The organism is Pseudomonas sp. FW305-7 (genome assembly GCF_058786735.1).
The window spans coordinates 100,947-121,339 of sequence record NZ_JBYSZA010000005.1; the positions used below are offsets into that span (position 1 = coordinate 100,947).

At 61.0% G+C, this 20,393-nt stretch carries 17 protein-coding genes; 8 read left to right on the plus strand and 9 right to left on the minus strand.

Going from position 1 to position 20,393, the window contains the following annotated elements; translation table 11 throughout:
* Window positions 1-448 precede the first annotated feature (448 nt).
* Window positions 449-1,939: an aldehyde dehydrogenase gene (locus tag AC3WMT_RS09005; protein ID WP_103303660.1), complete on the minus strand. Its 1,491-nt coding sequence runs from the start codon at window positions 1,937-1,939 to the stop codon at window positions 449-451.
* Between the two features lie 222 nt (window positions 1,940-2,161).
* Here AC3WMT_RS09005 and AC3WMT_RS09010 point away from each other — a divergent pair, with 222 nt between their 5' ends.
* Window positions 2,162-3,073, plus strand: coding sequence for a LysR family transcriptional regulator (locus AC3WMT_RS09010; protein ID WP_103303661.1), 912 nt, complete (start codon window positions 2,162-2,164; stop codon window positions 3,071-3,073).
* Here AC3WMT_RS09010 and AC3WMT_RS09015 read toward each other — a convergent pair.
* From AC3WMT_RS09015 to hrpB, 3 genes are all read right to left on the minus strand, one after another.
* On the minus strand, window positions 3,070-3,504 hold the full coding sequence (locus AC3WMT_RS09015; RefSeq protein ID WP_103303662.1) for a hypothetical protein: 435 nt from the start codon (window positions 3,502-3,504) through the stop codon (window positions 3,070-3,072). The two genes, AC3WMT_RS09010 and AC3WMT_RS09015, sit on opposite strands and share 4 nt — an antisense overlap.
* 22 nt (window positions 3,505-3,526) lie before the next feature.
* On the minus strand, window positions 3,527-4,099 hold the full coding sequence (locus AC3WMT_RS09020) for a hypothetical protein (RefSeq protein ID WP_103303663.1): 573 nt from the start codon (window positions 4,097-4,099) through the stop codon (window positions 3,527-3,529).
* A 168-nt stretch (window positions 4,100-4,267) separates the two neighbouring features.
* On the minus strand, window positions 4,268-6,787 hold the full coding sequence (gene hrpB / locus AC3WMT_RS09025) for an ATP-dependent helicase HrpB (RefSeq protein ID WP_103303664.1): 2,520 nt from the start codon (window positions 6,785-6,787) through the stop codon (window positions 4,268-4,270).
* A gap of 109 nt (window positions 6,788-6,896) precedes the next feature.
* Between hrpB and AC3WMT_RS09030 the strand changes: the two genes are divergently transcribed.
* Together AC3WMT_RS09030 and AC3WMT_RS09035 are read left to right on the plus strand one after the other, a co-directional pair.
* Window positions 6,897-7,316, plus strand: coding sequence for a polyribonucleotide nucleotidyltransferase (locus tag AC3WMT_RS09030; protein WP_103303665.1), 420 nt, complete (start codon window positions 6,897-6,899; stop codon window positions 7,314-7,316).
* A gap of 15 nt (window positions 7,317-7,331) precedes the next feature.
* Window positions 7,332-8,240: a cation diffusion facilitator family transporter gene (locus AC3WMT_RS09035; RefSeq protein WP_103303666.1), complete on the plus strand. Its 909-nt coding sequence runs from the start codon at window positions 7,332-7,334 to the stop codon at window positions 8,238-8,240.
* On the opposite strand, the gene AC3WMT_RS09040 is transcribed toward AC3WMT_RS09035, so the two are convergent.
* Entirely contained in the window at window positions 8,234-9,295 is a 1,062-nt protein-coding gene (locus AC3WMT_RS09040) for a DUF6515 family protein (protein WP_103303667.1), read from the minus strand. The genes AC3WMT_RS09035 and AC3WMT_RS09040 overlap by 7 nt on opposite strands.
* Window positions 9,296-9,760: 465 nt before the next feature.
* On the opposite strand from AC3WMT_RS09040, the gene AC3WMT_RS09045 reads away from it, so the two are divergent.
* A complete protein-coding gene (locus AC3WMT_RS09045; protein ID WP_007909658.1) occupies window positions 9,761-10,240 on the plus strand; it encodes an Lrp/AsnC family transcriptional regulator in 480 nt (159 codons plus the stop codon).
* Window positions 10,241-10,429: 189 nt separating this feature from the next.
* Entirely contained in the window at window positions 10,430-10,639 is a 210-nt protein-coding gene (locus AC3WMT_RS09050; RefSeq protein WP_003228500.1) for a DUF2788 domain-containing protein, read from the plus strand.
* Here AC3WMT_RS09050 and AC3WMT_RS09055 read toward each other — a convergent pair.
* The 4 genes from AC3WMT_RS09055 to AC3WMT_RS09070 all read right to left on the minus strand — a co-directional run bounded on the left by AC3WMT_RS09055 (window position 10,634) and on the right by AC3WMT_RS09070 (window position 17,132).
* Complete coding sequence (locus AC3WMT_RS09055; RefSeq protein WP_103303668.1) at window positions 10,634-11,269, minus strand: pseudouridine synthase; 636 nt, start codon at window positions 11,267-11,269, stop codon at window positions 10,634-10,636. The genes AC3WMT_RS09050 and AC3WMT_RS09055 overlap by 6 nt on opposite strands.
* A 72-nt stretch (window positions 11,270-11,341) precedes the next feature.
* Window positions 11,342-12,841: an AMP nucleosidase gene (amn, locus tag AC3WMT_RS09060; RefSeq protein WP_177431387.1), complete on the minus strand. Its 1,500-nt coding sequence runs from the start codon at window positions 12,839-12,841 to the stop codon at window positions 11,342-11,344.
* A 192-nt stretch (window positions 12,842-13,033) separates the two neighbouring features.
* On the minus strand, window positions 13,034-14,683 hold the full coding sequence (locus AC3WMT_RS09065; RefSeq protein WP_103303669.1) for an acyl-CoA dehydrogenase family protein: 1,650 nt from the start codon (window positions 14,681-14,683) through the stop codon (window positions 13,034-13,036).
* 94 nt (window positions 14,684-14,777) lie between these two features.
* The gene (locus AC3WMT_RS09070; protein WP_103303670.1) at window positions 14,778-17,132 is read right to left on the minus strand and encodes a hybrid sensor histidine kinase/response regulator; all 2,355 of its coding nucleotides are present in this window, start codon (window positions 17,130-17,132) and stop codon (window positions 14,778-14,780) included.
* A gap of 473 nt (window positions 17,133-17,605) precedes the next feature.
* On the opposite strand from AC3WMT_RS09070, the gene AC3WMT_RS09075 reads away from it, so the two are divergent.
* From AC3WMT_RS09075 to hemL, 3 genes are read left to right on the plus strand one after another with little or no spacing between them, the layout of a single operon-like run.
* Window positions 17,606-18,403, plus strand: a complete 798-nt coding sequence (locus AC3WMT_RS09075; protein ID WP_047303578.1) for a hydroxymethylpyrimidine/phosphomethylpyrimidine kinase — start codon at window positions 17,606-17,608, stop codon at window positions 18,401-18,403.
* A gap of 18 nt (window positions 18,404-18,421) precedes the next feature.
* Complete coding sequence (thiE, locus tag AC3WMT_RS09080) at window positions 18,422-19,045, plus strand: thiamine phosphate synthase (protein ID WP_103303671.1); 624 nt, start codon at window positions 18,422-18,424, stop codon at window positions 19,043-19,045.
* Between the two features lie 15 nt (window positions 19,046-19,060).
* Window positions 19,061-20,344, plus strand: a complete 1,284-nt coding sequence (gene hemL / locus AC3WMT_RS09085) for a glutamate-1-semialdehyde 2,1-aminomutase (protein WP_103303672.1) — start codon at window positions 19,061-19,063, stop codon at window positions 20,342-20,344.
* The last annotated feature ends 49 nt before the right edge of the window (window positions 20,345-20,393 follow it).

The following is a 20,393-nucleotide window of genomic DNA, read 5'->3' on the forward strand; positions in this document are numbered from 1 at the left end:
GAATTTGTGCACACCACTGAAACCTGTGGGAGCTGGCTTGCCAGCGATGGCGTCAGGTCAGTCGATATCTTTGCTGCCTGCCCCCCGCTATCGCGAGCAGGCTCGCTCCTACAGAGATCTCGGTTGTACCCGGAATTTGTGTACACCACCGAAACCTGTGGGAGCTGGCTTGCCAGCGATGGCATCAGGTCAGTCGATATCTTTGCTGCCTGCCCCACCGCTATCGCGAGCAGGCTCACTCCTACAATGATCTCGGTTGTACCCGGAATTTGTGCACACCACTGAAACCTGTGGGAGCTGGCTTGCCAGCGATGGCGTCAGGTCAGTCGATATCTTTGCTGCCTGACCCACCGCTATCGCGAGCAGGCTCGCTCCCACAGGGGACTCTCGGTGCGGCATAGATCCAGTGTGGGAGCGAGCCTGCTCGCGATAGCGGGGCGACGCGGTATCAGCGCAATTGAAACCAAGTGGTTTTCAGTTGGGTGTATTTGTCGAATGAATGCAGCGACAAATCTCGGCCAAAACCCGATTGCTTGCCGCCGCCAAATGGCACCGTCACGTCCAGCGCATCCACCGTATTGACCGACACCGTACCGGCCCGCAACTGCCGCGCCACTCGGTGTGCGCGGTTGAGGTCATCTGTCCAGAGCGACGCCGCCAACCCATACACGCTGTCATTCGCCAGACGCACGGCCTCCTCTTCACTGTCGAACGGCACAACCGCCAGCACCGGGCCGAACACCTCTTCACGAAACAACGCCATATCGGCTTTCACGCCAGTGAAAATCGTCGGCTCGATGAAGTTGTCCGAGCCGTTGAAACGCCGTTGCTGACCGCCACACACCAGTGTCGCGCCCTGCTCTTGTGCCTGGCGAATGGCGCGCATGATGCTCGCCGTCTGCTGCTGATCGACGATGGCACCCGCGCGGCTTTGCGGATCCAGCGGATCGCCCGGCAACCAACGCTCGGCCTGCGCTTGCAGACGCTCGACAAACTCATCATGAATCGAACGTTCCACCAGCAATCGCGAGTTGGCCGAGCAGACTTCGCCCTGATTGAAGAAGATCCCGAACGCAGCTTTCTCCGCCGCCAGCTCCAGATCCCGGCAATCGGCGAAGACCAGATTGGCGCTCTTGCCGCCGCACTCCAGCCACACCTGCTTGAGGTTTGATTGCGCAGCGTACTGCATGAAATATTTGCCAACCTGCGTCGAACCGGTAAACACCAGACAATCGACATCCGCGTGCAAACCCAAGGCCTTGCCGGCCTGCTCGCCAAGCCCCGGCAGCACATTCAGCACACCCGGCGGCAGGCCCGCCTCCAGCGCAAGCTCGGCCAGACGCAAGGCCGAAAACGGGGACTGCTCGGCCGGTTTGAGAATCACCGAATTGCCCGCCGCCAGCGCTGGCGCGAGTTTCCACGCGGCCATGTCCAAAGGAAAATTCCACGGCACCACAGCGGCAACCACGCCCAGTGCTTCACGGGTGATGGTCGCCAGCACGTTGGTCGCGCTCGGCGCAACCTGGTCGTAGAGTTTGTCGATGCTTTCGGCGTACCAGCGGAACACGCCAGCGGCGCCCGGCACGTCGATGTTGTAGGCGTCCATCACCGGTTTGCCCATGTTCAGCGAGTCGAGCAGCGCCAGCTCTTCGCGATGGCTCATCAGCAAATCGGCCAGACGCAACAACACTTGCTTGCGCTCGGCCGGCGAACGTCGCGACCACACGCCCGCCTCAAATACCTGTCGGGCATTGCCCACCGCTGCGTCGACATCGGCCCCGCCGCACGTGGCAACGTTGGCCAGTAACTGGCCGGTAGCCGGGTTGATCGCGGCGAAGGTCTGCCCCGATTGCGCCGCGTAATGTTTGCCGTCGATCACGGCTTGATCGGGAAACTTCAATGCAACGGCGCGGCGCTGCCACTCTGCAAGCTCGAACACGGCGGATGCTCCTAGGGCTTTATTGTGCCGTCGATGGTCGCTCAGGCCCGCACGGGCTAAAAATAGTAAAAATGTCTTCGCAGGCAATAAAAACACTGGGCAGTGACTTCCCCCAAACGCCGCACAGGTGGCTATGGTTGAGGGATAAGAACAACGTCGCGCAGCGGACGCGGCGGCGCACAAATTGCTTGGAAGTCGAGTCCGCTCGTCCTGAGGTTTGCCGTGGCCGCCTACAATTTGCGTCAGTTGAAATACTTCATCACCACCGTCGAGTGCGGCAGCGTTGCCGAGGCTTCACGCAAGCTGTACATCGCTCAACCGGCGATCTCCACGGCGATCAAGGCGCTGGAAGACAGCTTCGCCGTGCAACTGCTGATCCGCCATCACGCGCAAGGAGTTTCTCTTACACCGAGCGGCGCGCGTTTCCTGCGCAAGGCCCAGGAACTGCTGCGCATGGCCAAGGAGTTCGAGCAGAACGCCCTCGCCGATAACGATGTGGTGGCCGGGCAGATCGACATCGGCTGTTTCGAAACCGTTGCGCCGTTGTACCTGCCGCAATTGATCGCCGGGTTTTCCGCCCTGTACCCGGGCGTGAAGATCCGCATCCGCGACGGCGAACAACAGGAACTGGTACAAGGCCTGACCTCAGGCGCGTTTGACCTGGTGATCCTCTATGAACACGAACTCGACGCGACGATTCAGACCGAACCGCTGATGCCGGCGCAACGACCCTATGCGCTACTGCCGGCCGATCATCGCTTTGCCGAGTACAAGCAAGTGTCGCTGCGCGATCTGTGCCTGGAACCGATGATTCTGCTGGATGTGCAACCGAGCCGGACCTACTTCGTCAGCCTGTTCGAAGAGCTGGGCCTGACGCCGCGCATCGAGTTCAGCTCACCGTCCATCGAGATGGTGCGCGGGATGGTCGGTCAGGGTTTCGGCTTTTCGATCCTGGTTACGCGGCCGCATTCGGAATGCACTTACGACGGCAAGAAGGTTGTGTGCGTGGACATCGTCGAGGACGTCACCGGCTCAGGATTGGTGGCGGCGTGGCTCAAGCGTGGGCAACTGACCAAACCGGCGCAGTTGTTCGCGGATTATTGCCGCGAACAATTGACCGCCAAGACCGCTTAGAACCCTGGCGGAATGTAACCGGGGACATACCTTACGTTGGTGCACTTGCCATGCAGGATCCGTCCATCTTCAATCAGAAACTGCGCGATCTTCTTTTGTTGGTTGATCTTCGCCTGCAACTTGCAATCGGAACTGTGCCCGACTTGTTGATAATGCTCGGTGTACACCATGCCGTTGCCGGTATGGGTCATCGAGGTCCCGGCCGCTTCGGTGGTTGACCAGCTCGACGACTTGTACCAGGTCAGCACCGCGTAGGGCTGGCCGTCCGGACCGGTTTCCTTTTGCATCGAATCGGGTTTGCCGAACAGGTCCAGCGCTTCCTGGGCATCGCGACCTTCCCAACGGTTCTGTGCGATGGTCGAACAACCATTCAAGAGCAACACCGCCAGAATTGTCGCCAGCGGTAAACGTGTTTTCGTCCACTGTTTCATCGTGAGTCCCCTGACAGATCGCTTATTTTTCCAGCTCGAGCATGGTGTCCATGTCGTCCATCATCTGGCTCTTTTCCTGAACCGGCGCGAGCTTGAAGAACATCTGCTGCAGGGTCTGGATCATCTGCATGTATTCCATCTTGCCCAACGTGACCATCTCGTTCTTATTACGACTGCCAGGCGTACAGGCAAACTTCAACGCTTGCTGGATCCAGAATTCTTTCGGAGCCTGCCATGTATCCGAGACTTTCAAATGGCGCATCGTATAGGCCAGACGCTCGATCGACTGGCCGTTGATAAAACGCACCTTGCCGGCGGAGCACTGAGCTTCAAGGTTGTAGACATCGATCATCGGTTTTCCCGGCTCTTCGTAAACCAGAGTCACCGCAACCATCGTCGCGCCTTTGGTTTTTTGCGATGGCACCACTGACGTGGCATCGGCGACATACATGATGTTTTTATGCGCAACACCGTTGCCGTAGATGATCCACCAGTCGCCAACAGGATTGGATTGTTCGGCGCTGACCGAAGTGGAGGCGGCCAGCAGCGCAGCCGACAAGAAGAACAACTTCTTGAACTTGAAGAGTGGTGACATGGGGCGATTCCGTTCCTTGGCGGCAGCTTGCAAGTTAGCAGGCCTGCTTATTGTTCAAGCCGCGACTTTAGGAGGGCAAACAAACAAGGGCAATTAGGGCGGATGTGCTAGTGGCGCACCGCCATGAGCTCTAAATCGCCAGGATCGCAAGTTGCGATCCTGCGCGCCTCAGGTGCCGCGTGGTTTCGCCCGTGCGGTCGCCTCGGCCACCAACGGATCATCCGGCCAGTAGTGCTTCGGATAGCGCCCTTTCAAATCCTTCTTCACCTCGGCATAGGTGCTGCGCCAGAAGTTGGCCAGATCCTGCGTCACCTGTACCGGACGCCGCGCAGGCGATAACAGGTGCAGCTTGACCACTTGCCGGCCGCCAGCGATTCGCGGGGTCTCGGCCAGGCCGAACAACTCCTGCAATCGCACCGCCAGAATCGGTGGAAACTCGCTGTAGTCCAGACGAATCGACGACCCCGACGGCACGCTCAGATGATGCGGCGCCAGCTCGTCCAGGCGTTGCGGCAGTGGCCACGGCAGCAGGTTGCGCACGATGCTCGACAGATCGAGGTTGGCAAAATGACTGAGTCGAGAGACCTTGCCCAGATACGGCATCAGCCAGTCTTCAAGGGTTTTCAGCAGCGTTGCGTCGCTGACATCCGGCCATTGGCTGTCATCCTGATTCGTCAGATCGAGCTGGCGCAACAACGCCACCCGCGCCTGCCACTGACGCAGTTCCGGTGTCCATGGCAGCAGCTCCAGACCTTTGCGCCGCACCAGATTGACCAGCGCCTGACTGCGTGCGGCTTCATCGAGACCGGTCAATGGTTCGCGACTCAAGATCAGCTCGCCGACCTTGCGCTGACGCTCGGCGCGCAGCACGCCTTCGCGCTCGTCCCAGTCCAGTTGATCGACGTTACGCACCTGCTCGGCGAGCACGGAATCGAACAGCGCCGGATCGAAATCCGCCGCCAGATAAATCCGTTCCTCGCGCTGGCCCTGACGGCTGCCGAGGTCGGCAATGACGATCCACGGCTCTTTCATCAGGCTGTCGGCCTCGGCGAACAGCGCGGCGCGACCGTTGGCCAATCGATATTCGGCACCACCGGCACGCCGCTGTTGCGCGACGCGATCCGGGTAAGCCAGCGCCAGCAACGCGCCGAGCCAGCGCGGATGATCGGGATCGCTGACCGGCTCGCTCGCCTTGCCGCGCAGGTAACCGCGATATTGCCGCGCCAGTTGCCGGGCGCGCTGCACACCACCCTGCGCGCCACGGGCAGCGCGCTCCTCGCCAGACAGCAGCACCAGGCGACTGTGCAAATCCGCCCCGGCACCGCGCAAGATATCGCGCTCGCCGAGCAATGCAGCAACGTCGCACGCCATGTTGGCCAGGCCCAACGCCTGACCGCGCAGCAACAAATGGCCGATGCGCGGGTGCGCCGGCAATTCAGCCATGGCCTGACCATGAGTTGTCAGCGCTTCGCCTTCCAGCGCGCCGAGCCGCTGCAGCAAATCCTGCGCCTGTGCATAAGCCGCTGCTGGCGGCACATCCAGCCAGACCAGTTCGCCCGGCGTCACGCCCCAGCGCCCGAGTTGCAGCGCCAGGCTGGCCAGATCCGCCGAAAGAATTTCCGCGCTGCCATACGCCGCCAGTTGTTCGTGCTGATCCTGCGACCACAGGCGATAGCAAACGCCCGGTTCCAGTCGCCCTGCCCGACCGGAACGCTGGGTGGCGCTGGCCTTGGAAATCCGCTGGGTATCCAGACGCGTCATGCCGCTGCCGGGATCGAAACGCGGGACCCGCGCCAACCCGGCATCGATGACCACGCGCACACCGTTGATGGTCAAACTGGTCTCGGCGATGTTGGTCGCCAGCACCACTTTGCGCTGACCTGCCGGTGCCGGATCGATCGCTGCGCGCTGGGCGTTGAGGTCGAGTTCACCGTGCAACGGGCAGAGCAAGACGTCTTTGCGCTCACCGATGGCGTCGGCCAGTTGTTGATGGACACGACGGATTTCCGCCTGCCCCGGCAGAAACACCAAGAGGCTGCCGGTCTCGTCGTGCAGGGCTTCGAGTACGGTTTGTGTCACGCGCTGATCGATGTATTCGCCGGGCTGGAACGGACGGCCCCAGCGCATCGTCACCGGATACATGCGCCCCTCGCTGCGCAGGATTGGCGCGTCATCAAGCAACCCGGCCAGGCGTTCGCCCTCGAGGGTGGCGGACATCAGCAAAATCTTCAGCGGCTGTTCAGCTCGAAACAGCTCGCGACCGTTCAGACTCAGGGCCAGCGCCAGATCGGCGTCGAGACTGCGTTCGTGAAATTCGTCGAAGATCAGCAGACCCACGCCTTCCAGCGCCGGATCATCCTGCAAGCGCCGGGTGAGAATGCCTTCGGTGACCACTTCGATGCGGGTGTTGGGGCCGACCTTGCTGTCGAGGCGGATGCGATAACCGACGGTTTCACCGACCTTCTCGCCGAGTTCACTGGCCAGTCGTTCCGCAGCAGCACGCGCAGCGAGACGGCGCGGTTCGAGCATCAGAATGGTCTGCCCGTTGAGCCACGCTTCATTGAGCAAAGCCAACGGCACGCGGGTGGTTTTACCGGCGCCGGGCGGTGCTTCGAGCACGGCTTCGTGGCGTGTCGCGAGGGCTTCACGCAGGGCGGGTAAAACTTCATCGATCGGCAGCGAATTCATACTGGCTCCAAAACAGAGCCGCGAGTATAACGGCGAACTGCTTGGCGTTCGTCAGGGTCTTAACTTCACTCGACGACGCTTCGTTATCAGATGACTCAGGAGATTTTCCATGCGCTTACCTTTTCGCCTGATCGGCGGTGTACTGGTCGCCACGCTGCTCACGCAAATCACTGCGTGCGGTTCGATTTTCTATCCGGACCGTCGTGGTCAGATCGACGGCAAGATCGACCCGGCGATTGCCGTGCTCGATGCCGTGGGCCTGCTGTTCTACGTTATCCCCGGCCTGATCGCGTTTGCCGTCGACTTCGCCACGGGGGCGATCTATTTCGAACCGGGCCACACCGCGCAGATCGATCCGGCCAAGCTCAAGCAAGCCATCGGCCCGGATGGTCAGGTCGATAACATGAAGTTGCAGGCTATTCTCGAATCTGAACTGGGCCGCAATCTGCCGCTGGATGATCCGCGCCTGATCCAGCACAAAGGCAGCACTCAACAACTGGCGATGTTCGGCCTGCAACCTGCCGCATAAGGAATCAAAAACTTCATGACCTCCAGCCCCGAACACGCCCGCCTGCTGCGGTTGGCGACACGCGCCTCGGTGGCGGTGGCCTGTACGCTGATCATCGCCAAAGCCATCGCCTGGTGGCTGAGCGGTTCGGTGAGCATGCTCGCCGGCCTCACCGACTCGGCGCTCGATGGCATTGCTTCGTTGCTCAATCTGCTGGCGGTGCATTACGCACTGCGCCCGGCGGATGACGATCACCGATACGGCCACGGCAAGGCGGAATCCCTGGCCGGCATGGCGCAGGCATTGTTCATCGGCGGCAGTGCGGTGCTGATTGCCTTGCAGGCCTATGAGCGGATCAAGCAACCTGAACCGCTCGGTGCGCCGTGGATCAGCATTGGTGTGATCATTTTCTCCCTGCTGCTGACAGTGGCTTTGCTGATCTTGCAGCACCGGGTAGTCAAGCAGACCGGCTCCAACGCTGTGCGTGCCGACTCGTTGCATTACCGATCAGACTTGCTGCTTAACGGCAGCATTCTGGTGGCGCTGGTGCTGGCCGGGTTCGGCTGGCAACAACTGGACGCGTGGTTCGGCCTGGGGATTGCCGCGTACATTTTGTGGAGCGCGGTCCAGATCGCCCGGGAGAGCTTTTCGGTGCTGATGGATGAAGAGCTGCCACCGGACGTCAGTCAGCACATGCTCGAACTGGCGTGCAGTGTGCCGGGAGTGTTGGGCGCGCACGACTTGCGCACGCGGATTTCCGGCAACCACTGGTTCGTGCAGTTGCATCTGGAGCTGCCGGGGGAATTGACCCTGTCAGTCGCGCACGGCATCAGCGATCAGGCGGCCGATGCCATTCACAAAGCCTACCCACGGGCCGAAGTGCTGGTGCACGCCGACCCGCAGGAAGTGGTCAAGGCTGAACGGACGCAAACCCGGCTTCAGTAACTGACCTGATAACCGCGACTGCTCAGGCAATTGCCCTGCGCCTGACGGTACGCTTGCACCACTTCGGGCGCCGGTTGATAAGTCGCGCTGCGCGGATCGAAACCGCTTTGCTGCACGGCGTACTGATAGCACTGATAACCGTCCTGCTGCACCTGCTCCGGCGACTGACCGTTGGCCGGGTAAGCCTCGACGTCATAGCCCTGTGATTGCGGCTGCGGCTGTTGCTGAACCGGCGGCTCGACCACCACGTAATCCTGCGTCGCTTCTTGATAGGCGTAGTAGGAACCGGCCGCTAGAAACAGCAGCGAACCACCGATCCACACTTCACGGGCGTAGTCCGGCAAGTACTGAGTGCGGATACCCCGTGGCGGCTGCACGACGATGTAACGCGGGCCTTGCGGACGGTACCAGTAACCACCGGAATAGAAGTAATCCTGGCCACGATACGGCACGCGATAGTCGCGATCCGGGAAACGGTCGATCACATGCCCCGGCCGATATTGCGGGCCTGGGCCCCAACCGTTGCCATGCCCGTCCGGACGCCCCGGCCAGCGATTGTCGTTGGGCCGGTTGTTGGTTTGCCAATGCTGGTTGTTGTAACCGTTCTGCGGACGTTCGTCGCGGTAGTAACCCTGACGTGGCTCCTGAGTCTGGCGCACGGCATCGGGTCGTGGCTGGATCGGCAGGCTATTGGCCGGCAATTGCGGCGGCGGTGGCGGCTGACGTACCGGATTCGGGTTGTAGGCCGGACGGTTCTGACCGTGGTTCTGCCATTGGCCGTTATTGTTGTGCTGCTGGCCGTTGTGCTCGAACTGACGACTGTTGTCGCCACGAATGATCTCGTTGTTCTGCGGACGAGGCTGATTTTGCGGCGGCGGATTATTCTGCGGGCGCGGCTGATTGTTGCCGCCATGACCCTGATTGTTGCCCTGATGGTCCTGACCGTGGCCACCGCCCTCCGGTCCACGACTTTGTGGATCATCGGCAAGTGCTTGCACACTGACACTCACACACAGCAAACCAACACTGGCCAGATGCCAGATGCGCGACTTCATGAAATTCCTCACTGTGGCTGGCGGCCTGTCATCAAGAGGGGCCTGTAGCTAAGACCGGGAATGTACAGGCCCGGTTCTGCAACAGGTTATCAGTCACGAAACTTATTTATTGAGGACGTCGGCGCATTGCGGCAAAAATCGCAGGCAAGAAAAAAGGGAGACCCGTCGGCCTCCCTTCTAGAGAACTTCGTCCTGGCTCGACGCTTTTGACGTCGGCTCACCTCACGCCGTCTTCTGGACAGTGTGCAGCTCGGGGGCCGGCACAACCCCGGTGGGGGTGGCGGCCGCGGCGGGCCTGATAGGCGGGCCGCAGTGGACTGTGTTACCGAGCAGTGATTCTGGTGATAAGAATAGGCCCGGGGCCACGACAGATGATTGCGAAGATTGCTGAAATAAACACCACTTGCGCAATTTTTAACCCTGGATAGATAATCCGCCGCAATAGTTACAACCAAGGATTGATTGATGAGCAAACTCGACCGTTACGACTTGAGCATTTTGGCGGAATTGCAGCGCGATGCCCGCATCTCCAACCAGGAGCTGGCCGAGCGCATCGGTCTGTCGCCGTCGCCATGCTCGCGCCGGGTCAAGCAACTGGAGGATGACGGCTATATCTCGCGTCAGGTGGCCTTGCTCGATCGCAAGATGCTCGGCCTGAGCCTGACCGCGTATGTGCTGATCGGCATGGACCGGCACACGCCGGAGCGCTTCGAGAATTTCGAGGCGGCTATCCGTACGTTGCCGCAGGTGCTGGAGTGCAGCCTGGTAACGGGCGTGGATGCTGACTATCAGTTGAAGGTGGTGGTGCCGGACATGGATCACTATCAGAAGCTGTTGCTGGGGCATTTGACCAGGATTGAGGGCGTGACCAGTGTGCGTTCGAGTTTTGTGCTGAATCAGGTGTTGAACAGCACTGAACTGCCCTTGACCCACCTGCGTAGCTGAAATCGTCTTCGCGAGCAGGCTCGCTCCCACAGGGGAATGCATTCCAAATGTGGGAGCGAGCCTGCTCGCGAAGAGGCCGGTACAGGCACCTTATAACTGCGGCACACCGACGCAGGTCAATGCGGCTATGCCACCCTCGGCGTATAATCCCCGCCGCCCTTCCTGCCCCGCCTACGCCGGAGATGACCGATGGATCCAGCAGTATTTGAAGAATGGATGATGACTGGCCTGGTCAGCATCCTGATCATTTTCATGGGTTTCATCGTCTGGGATCTGGCGAAGAAGTCCAAGGCCGGGCGCTTTGGCTCGTTCATTCTGTTTTTCGTGCTGGGCCTGGGCGTGGCCGCGTTCATCATTAAAAGCGTGGTGATCGGCCTGATCGAATCCGGCGCTCTATAAACGCGCCGGCACTTCTTTCCACTGGCCCTGATCGAGCCCTTCGATCGTCCAGTCCCCAATCCTGACCCGCACCAGTCGCAAGGTCGGCAGCCCGACCGCCGCTGTCATCCGGCGAACCTGACGGTTGCGCCCCTCGCGAATCACCAATTCCAGCCATGAGGTCGGCACGGTCATGCGAAAACGTACCGGCGGGTTGCGTGGCCACAACTCGGGTTCGTCCAATTGCCGCGCTTCAGCGGGCAAGGTCATGCCGTCATTCAGTTCGACACCGTCGCGCAGACGCTGCAACTGCTCGACCGTCGGCACGCCTTCAACCTGCACCCAATAGGTCTTGGCCAGTTTGTGTTTGGGGTCGGCAATCCGCGCCTGCAACTGCCCGTCATTGGTCAGCAGCAGCAAACCTTCGCTGTCGCGATCAAGGCGTCCGGCCGGATAGATGCCGGGCACATCAATGTAATCCTTGAGCGTCGCCCGCCCTTCACCGTCGCTGAATTGCGTCAGCACATCGAACGGTTTGTTGAACAGGATCAGCTTCGGCTCGGCCGGTGGCGCTTTGGCGACACGGCGCGGGGAAGAAGACTGAGGCTTCGCGCCAGGGCGGCGGGAAAGTGGACGCGGGGGACGGGACATGGCGAATAGAACATCTAACGATCGGGGCTGACAATGCTAGTGCCCCGACCGCCAAATGACCACGACTAACCGTTAACGGAACGGCGGCTCGTCGAAGCTGCGCAGTTTGCGCGAGTGCAGCGAGTTGAGTTCGGTACGCAGCAGGTCCACCGCCTCGATGCCGATCTTCAAGTGCTGACTGACCGCGCGCTCATAGAAGGCGTTGGCCGAACCCGGCAGCTTGATTTCACTGTGCAGCGGTTTATCCGAAACACACAGCAACGTGCCGTACGGCACCCGCAAGCGATAACCCTGGGCGGCAATGGTGCCGCTTTCCATGTCCACCGCGACAGCGCGCGACAGGTTGATCAGCGGACGTTCCTGCGCCCAGCGCAGTTCCCAGTTACGGTCGTCGTAAGTCAGCACGGTGCCGGTGCGCAGGCGTTTTTTCAGGTCATCGCCCTTCTCGCCGGTGATATTGGCTGCGGCTTGTTGCAGCGCCATCTGCACCTCGGCCAGCGCCGGGATCGGAATGTTCGGCGGCACCACCCGATCGAGAATCCCGTCGCGACGCATGTAGGCGTGCGCCAGCACGTAGTCGCCGATGGTTTGCGACTGACGCAGGCCGCCGCAGTGACCGATCATCAGCCAGCAATGCGGACGCAGTACCGCCAAATGGTCGGTGATGTTCTTGGCGTTGGACGGGCCGACACCGATGTTCACCAGGGTCACGCCGTGGCCATCGCTGGCGATCAGGTGATAGGCCGGCATCTGATAACGGTGCCAGACCACACCGGCGGCAATCGCCGAGGCCTCGCCGTGATCCATGCCCTTCTCGATGATCACGTTGCCCGGCAACACCATGCGCACGAAACGCGGGTCGTTGCGCAGTTGTTCCAGGCCATGGACGATGAACTGGTCGACGTAGCGGTGATAGTTGGTCAGCAGAATCCACGGCTGCACATGACGCCAGTCGCTGCCGGTGTAGTGCACCAGTCGGCGCAACGAGAAATCGACGCGCGCCGCATCGAACAGCGCTAGCGGCAGCGGATCGGTGTTTTCCCAGTCGTAGAGGCCGTCGGCGATGCCATCGGTGGCCGCCGACAGGTCGGTACTCGGGAACACCCGCGCCAGCACCGCAGCGGTGACGCCGGAGCCGGCCAGCTCATCGCCCTGCTCGACCACATACGGATACGGAATGTTTTGCTGACTGACGCCGACTTCCACGGTCACGGTGAAGTCGTGCATCAACGGCACCAGCTGTTCCAGCAGGTATTTGCGGAACGCTTTCGGGTGGGTGACGGTGACGCTGTAAGTGCCCGGCAATTGCACTTTGGCGTAGGCGCGAGTGGTCTGCGGGACTTCGCCCTGGCAATGGTAGGTCAGACGCAATTCGGGATAACGGAACAGAGCACGCTGCTCGGCGTCGGGCTCGACGCGATCCTTGAGGTAACGCTTGAGTGCGGAATTCAGTGCGGTGGTGGCCTGCTCATGCAGCTCGGCCAGACGATCCACGGCTTGTTCGGCGGTTTGAACGACAATAAACGCTTCGGTCACGATCAGCTTCCTGTGTTCTGACTTGCAGAGCTTCATCTTGCCTGCATCGTGGCGTCACGGGAACAGTGGCGTAATGGGTGTACCCAAATCTTTCAGGCAACTCGAATACCTGTGGGAGCTGGCTTGCCAGCGATGAGGCCGTCACATTCATTATCAATGTTGATTGACAGGCCGCCATCGCTGGCAAGCCAGCTCCCACAGGGTTTTGTGGTGTTGGGGGGATTGAGGTCAGAAGCCTTGCGGGGTCGAGCGGGCGACGATGGCTTCGACGTCAAGGCCGCGCGGCAAGGTGCCGTAGACGCGACCGCTGCCGTTCAGGCGACTGGCAATAAAGGCATCACTCACCGCCGAATTCCCCGCCTCCAGCAACAATTTGGCTTGAAGGCCCAGCGCAATGTCCTCGGTCAACTGCCGCGCCCGATACTGAATGTCGCTGGTGTCCTTGAAGGCCGCCTGCAACTGCTGGATATGCGCGGCAAGCCGTTTGTCGCCATGCCCGTCACCGAGTTCGCTGAACAGTACATCCAGCACGCCCGGTTCTTTCGACAGTGCGCGCAACACGTCCAGGCACTGCACGTTACCCGAACCTTCCCACGTCGAGTTGACCGGCGCCTCGCGGTACAGCCGCGGCAGGATGCTCTCTTCAACATACCCCGCGCCGCCCATGCATTCGGCCGCTTCGTTGATCATTCCCGGCGCACGTTTGCAGATCCAGTATTTGCCCACCGCCGTTACCAGCCGGGCGAATTGTGCTTCGTGGCGATCATCCAGATGATCCAGCGCCTTGCCCATACGCAGGCTCAGCGCCAGCGCCGCTTCACTTTCCAGCGCCAGATCGGCCAGCACGTTTTGCATCAGCGGCTGCTCGCTGAGCAGTTTGCCGCCAACCTTGCGGTGTGCGCAGTGATGGCTGGCCTGGGTCAGCGCCTGGCGCATCAACGAACTGGAGCCGACCATGCAATCGAAACGGGTCATCGCGACCATTTCGATAATCGTCGGTACGCCGCGCCCTTCTTCGCCGACCATCCACGCCAGCGCGCCACGGAATTCCACTTCGCTGGACGCGTTGGACTGGTTGCCGAGTTTGTTTTTCAGGCGTTGGATGTAGAACTGATTGCGCGTGTCATCGGGACGATGGCGTGGCAGCAGGAAACAGGTCAGGCCCTTGTCGGTCTGCGCCAGCGTCAGGAACGCATCGCACATCGGCGCCGAGCAGAACCACTTGTGCCCGACCAGTTCATAGGCCTGACCCGGACCGCTGGCGCCCACCGGATAAGCCTTGGTGGTATTGGCGCGCACGTCGGTGCCGCCCTGTTTCTCGGTCATCGCCATGCCGATAGTGACGCCAGCCTTGTGCGCCATGCCGACATTACGCGGGTCGTATTCGCTGGCGAGGACTTTCGGCAGCCACTGCTCGGCCAGATCCGCCTGCAAACGCAGGGCCGGGACACTGGCGAAGGTCATGGTCAACGGGCAACCGCTGCCAGCCTCAGCCTGACTGTGCAGATAACTCATGGACGCGCGGGCGACATGCGCGCCGTCCTGCGGATGGGTCCAGGGCAATGAGGTCAGGCCATGCTCGATCGCCGTGCGCATCAACTCGTGGTAGGCAGGATGAAACTCCACCAGATCGATGCGATGGCCAAAACGATCGTGGCTGGCGAACACCGGTTTGTTCTGATTGGCGAGGAACCCGGCGTCCATCAGCGGCCCGCCGGCCAGCGCGCCGTAAGCATCGATCCGCGACTCGGCCCAACCGGCGCCAAACCTGCGCGACCACTCCTGCAAGGGCAGGTCGATGCGATAGAGGTTGGTGCCGTCCAGCGACGGCGGCTGGTTGGTGACTTCGTGGGTTTCGGCGAACTGATGCAGGTTCATGACGGGTTCCTTCTTCAGCGAGAAGGCCAGTTAAGCACCGCCCTCACACTGAACAAAGTGTCATATCCGCCGAATTTGCGGCGCTTTTACCCTATCAACCGCACAAAACCCGCCGCTCCAGCGCGGACTGCAAATCCTCGAATTTCACCGGTTTGTTCAGGTAATCGATCACCGTGCCTGTGGCGCAGACTTCGCGATCCGCGCCCAGTGCGAGCATGAACACCGGGAGGTGAGCGCAGCCCGGCAAAGCGTGAATCTGGCAGCACAACGACGCGCCGTCGGGGGCCGGCAACTGACAATCGATCAGTACCGCATCAACGATTTCGCGTTGCAGGCAATCGAGCGCCGCCGCGCCGTTGTCAGCGGTGCGCACGCGGAAACCGAGCTTGAGCAACATGCCGCGCATCACCAGTTGGTTGACGCTGCTGTCATCCACCAGCAACACCGTGCAGTCCTGCGGGGCGCGCAGGCAATCACGCGAAGGCGCGGGTATTGGTGCGGGTTCGACCACCGGCAGGTCGAACTCGACGTCCAGCTGGAAGCGACTGCCACGCCCCGGCTCGGAGCGGTGAGTCAGTTTGCCGCCAAGCAGTTCGACCAATTGTCGGCAGATCGCCAGACCGACACCCAGGCCGCCGTACTCGCGAGTCATCGAACCGTCGAGCTGGAAGAAACGCTGGTACATGGTTGCCTCGCCGAGATCGGTAAAACCAATGCCGGTGTCGATCACCGCAAACGACAGCGCCAGACGATTATCCGTCGACGGCTTGCCCGTCACTCGCAGCGCCAGACCACCGACGCGGGTGAATTTGATCGCGTTGTCGAGCAGGCACTCCAGGCATTGCGCGAGTTTCGCGCTGTCGCCGTGCAAACGGTCCGGGAGGGTCGGCAACACGTCGACCTTGAAGTCCAGCGACTTGCTGCTGGCGTTGCCATCGAACTGCACGCGCAAGGCTTCGACCACACCGCGCAAACTGAAACTGCCCGGCGATGCCTTGAGCTTGCCAGCCTGCAATTCGGTGAGGGTGAGGATGCCGTTGACCATGCGCATCATGTCGCGAGCGGAACCTGCGGCGGTCTGTTGATATTGCTCAAGCTCGGGATCCAGTTCGACGGTCTGCATCAGTTCCAGCGAACCGATCACACCGTTCATCGGCGTACGCAGTTCGTGGGTCAGGGTCGCGAGGAATTCGTCCTTGAGCTTGTTGCTGTGGGCCAGTTGCTGGTTGAGCACTTCAAGTTTCTGCCCGGCGTCGTACAGCGTCTGCGCCTGCTGTTCGCGCATGGCGTTAATGCGGTCGGCCAGTGCCAGCGACAGCAGCGCCACTTCGATGGCCGAGCCGATCTGGCTGGCGTACATGGTCAGGAACACGTTCGGCAGCAACCCGAGCACCATCAGCGTATTGATCACACCACCGAGCAGGAACGCCGACCAGGCGATGATGAAATAGCGCGCCACGCGCAGGCCGCGCCACCAGGCGAGAATCCCGGCGGCGAAGATCACCACGGTGAAGGCCAACGCCAATGTCGTCGCCAGGCGCAGGGCCAGGGCGTAACTGGTCATCAGCGACAGGCCAATGACCAGAGCGCCAAATGCAATCAGGCCGATCAGTAAACGGTCGAGCCAGGGGCTGTGGGTCTTGGTCTGCAAAAAGCTGCGGGCGAACTGGCTGCCGAACAGGCCGGCGCAACCGATGAAGAATGGCGTTGCGGCGTTGGCCCACCAGGGGTTGTTCGGCCAGAAATACTCGACCGCCGCACCGTTTACCGACAATTGATAGAGGCCGAACGAGGCGATATAGAAGATGTAATAGAGGTAACTGGTGTCGCGCACACTCAGATAGATGAAGAGGTTGTAGACCAGCATCCCCAGCAGCACACCATAAATGATGCCCAGCACGTACAGGCGCACCGGCTGGTCTTCGAGATAGGCGATGCTGGACCACAACGTTACCGGCGCCTGGATCGAGCCTTCACTTGCCAGTCGCAGGTAGACGGTCTGTTTTTGATCGGGTTCGAAGGCCAGGTCGAACAGGTAATTGTTCTGGCTGATCTCGCGACTGGCGAACGGCAAGGCGTCACCGGTTTGCCGAATCAGACGATAGTCGCCATTGGCATCGGGCAGATACAGATCGAGGTGATCGAGCGGTGGATAAGCCAGTTCCAGCAGCCAGCTGCGCTGGGCGGCCGGGTTGCTCGGGCGGTAATGCAGGTCGATTTTCAGCCAGAACGCCGAACGCGAGTACCCGGCATTGAGCGTGGCTTTATCGTGGGCTTTGAAATTGCCGGCAGCAGCCTGCGCACGGACATCGGCAATGCTCGCCTGACCGCTCGGGTCTTCGAACACTTGCAGCGACCGGCCCAGAGGGAGGCTCTGGGTGAATTCGTCGAATTCGACGGCGCTCGCCATGAGGGGCAAGCAGAACAACAACATCAGCAAATAGCGCATTGAAGCCCCAGCGTGGCTCGTCCGGTTGTGTCAGGAAGCCCCCCATTCCCTTTGAGTAGACGTAAAACCGGTATTACCTGTTATTGGTTTGGATCCAGACTAGCATAGCCGTTGATGGCCATTGAGCACCATCGAAATTTTTCCTACAAAGGCTCTAGAACGGGCGTTTCAGAGCAAAGCAGCGGGCTAGAGCTGTTGAGTTGGTCAACTCACTACAACGGCGGATGTTGTGAATACCTTTGTGGTGAGGGGATTTATCCCCGATGGGTCGCAAAGCGGCCCCAAACCATGCAACCAGATTCTTTCAGACACGCTTCCTGGAATGGATTTGCGACTGCTTCGCAGCGCATCGGGGATAAATGCCCTCGCCACAATTGCTACCCGACTAATGGCCGCAATGTGTCAGACAATCTCTAGCCAAACGCTTTCAGGACTGAACCCGAAAATCAGCTTTGGTGGTAAGCTCGCGCACCATGAATATCTACAGCTCCCGCCCCGTTGTCCTCTGTCTCTCCGGCCACGACCCCAGTGGTGGCGCCGGCTTGCAGGCAGATATCGAAGCCCTGCTCGCGCAGGGTTGTCATGCGGCTCCGGCCGTCACCGCCCTGACCGTGCAAGACACCGTCAACGTCACTGACTTTCGCGTCCTCGACCGTGAGTGGGTGTTGGCCCAGGCCAATGCCGTGCTCAACGACTCCGAAGTCGCGGCGGTCAAACTGGGCATGCTCGGTTCCCTGGAAATGGTCGACACCGTTGTCGAACTGCTCTCGGCGCACCCGCACCTGCCGGTGGTCTGTGACCCGGTGCTGCGCGCCGGCGGCGGCGGACGCCTGGGCAAGGACGAAGTCGGTTATGCGATGCGCGAGCGTCTGCTGCCACTGTCGATCATTGCCACCCCTAACCTTCCCGAAGCCCGCATCCTCGCCGAACTGCCCGAAGGCACCGCAGACGAGTGCGCTGAAAAACTCCTGCCGTTCGTCAAAAATCTGCTGATCACTGGCGGCCACGGCGACGAAACTGAAATCCACAACCGTCTGTACAGCCGCGATGGCTTGCGTGAAACCTTCTATTGCCAGCGTTTGCCGGGCAGCTACCACGGTTCCGGCTGCACGTTGGCCAGCGCTTTGGCTGGTCGTCTGGCACAAGGTGAGAATCTCGCCAGCGCCGTCCGCAGTGCGCTGGATTACACCTGGCGCACCTTGCGCGATGCCGAACAACTGGGCAAAGGCCAGTTCGTACCGCGTCGCCTGCCGCTGGATTTCTGCTCGTAACGCCGTGAGGTCTGCCCGATGAAGCTACGTGGCCTGTATGCCATTACCGACAGCCAATTGCTGGCCGGCAAGTTTCTGTCTTATGTGGAGGCGGCGCTGGAAGGCGGCGTCACCCTGCTGCAATACCGCGACAAGAGCAGCGATGAGGCCCGGCGTTTGCGTGAGGCTGAAGCGTTGCGCGATCTGTGCGAGCGCTACAAGACCCAGTTGATCATCAACGATGACGCTGAGCTGGCCGCACGCCTCAACGTCGGCGTGCATCTGGGCCAGACTGACGGCCCGCTGTCGCCGACCCGCGCCCTCCTCGGTTCGAAAGCAATTATCGGTTCGACCTGTCACGCGCAAATCGCGCTGGCCGAACAAGCGGCCAAAGAAGGTGCGAGTTACGTCGCTTTCGGCCGCTTCTTCAATTCCAACACCAAGCCCGGCGCGCCGACCTGCAGCCTCGATCTGCTCGACGAAGCCAAGCGCTCGCTGCACCTGCCGATCTGCGCGATCGGCGGCATCACCCTCGACAACGCAGCGCCATTAGTCGCGCACGGCGTTGATCTGCTGGCCGTCGTCCATGGCCTGTTCGGCGCTGAAAGCACCGCCGAAGTGACCCGCCGCGCCCGCGCATTCAACGAATTACTGAAAGTCTGATTTGAGAGCCCGATCATGTCTCGTTCCGAAACCCTGTTTGCCAATGCCCAGAAACACATTCCCGGTGGCGTGAACTCGCCGGTCCGCGCGTTCAAGAGCGTTGGCGGCACGCCGCTGTTCTTCAAACACGCCGAAGGCGCCTACGTCACTGACGAAGACGACAAGCGTTATGTCGATTACGTTGGCTCGTGGGGCCCGATGATCCTCGGCCACAGCCACCCGGACGTGCTGGACGCCGTGCGCAATCAGCTGCAACACGGTTTGTCCTACGGCGCGCCGACCGCGATGGAAACCGAGATGGCCGATCTGGTCTGCTCGCTGGTGCCGTCGATGGACATGGTGCGCATGGTCAGCTCCGGTACCGAAGCGACCATGAGCGCGATCCGCCTGGCCCGTGGCTACACCGGCCGCGACAGCATCATCAAGTTCGAAGGCTGCTACCACGGTCATTCCGACAGCCTGCTGGTCAAGGCCGGCTCCGGCGCACTGACCCAAGGCGTGCCAAGTTCGGCCGGCGTGCCGGCGGCATTCGCCAAGCACACCCTGACCCTGCCGTTCAACGACATCGACGCCGTTGAAAAAATGCTCGCGGAAGTTGGCCAGGATGTGGCGTGCATCATCGTCGAGCCAGTGGCCGGCAACATGAACTGCGTGCCGCCGGCGCCGGGCTTCCTCGAAGGCCTGCGCTCGCTGTGCGACAAGCACGGCGTGGTGTTGATTTTCGACGAAGTGATGACCGGTTTCCGCGTCGCCCTCGGCGGCGCCCAGGCTTACTACGGCGTGAATCCTGACCTGACCACCTTCGGCAAGATCATCGGCGGCGGCATGCCGGTCGGCTGCTTCGGCGGCAAACGCGAAATCATGGAGCGCATCGCACCGCTGGGCCCGGTTTATCAAGCCGGCACCCTGTCCGGTAACCCGTTGGCCATGGCAGCCGGTTTGACCACTCTGCGCCTTATCAGCCGTCCGGGTTTCCACGACGAACTGACCGACTACACCACACGCCTGCTCGACGGCCTGCAACAACGTGCTGATGCTGCGGGTATCCCGTTCGTGACCACTCAGGCGGGCGGTATGTTCGGTCTGTACTTCAGCGGTGCCGACGATATCGTCACTTTTGAAGACGTGATGGCCAGCGACGCCGCGCTGTTCGGGCGTTTCTTCCACCTGATGCTGGAAGGCGGCGTGTACCTGGCGCCAAGTGCATTCGAAGCCGGTTTCACCTCGATCGCTCACGGCGATACCGAGTTGAAAATCACGCTGGATGCGGCCGAGCGCGCCTTCGCTGCCCTGAAGTAATCGCTGCAACGCTGACGTTGGCCATTGCCAGCGTCAGCTTTCACCTACA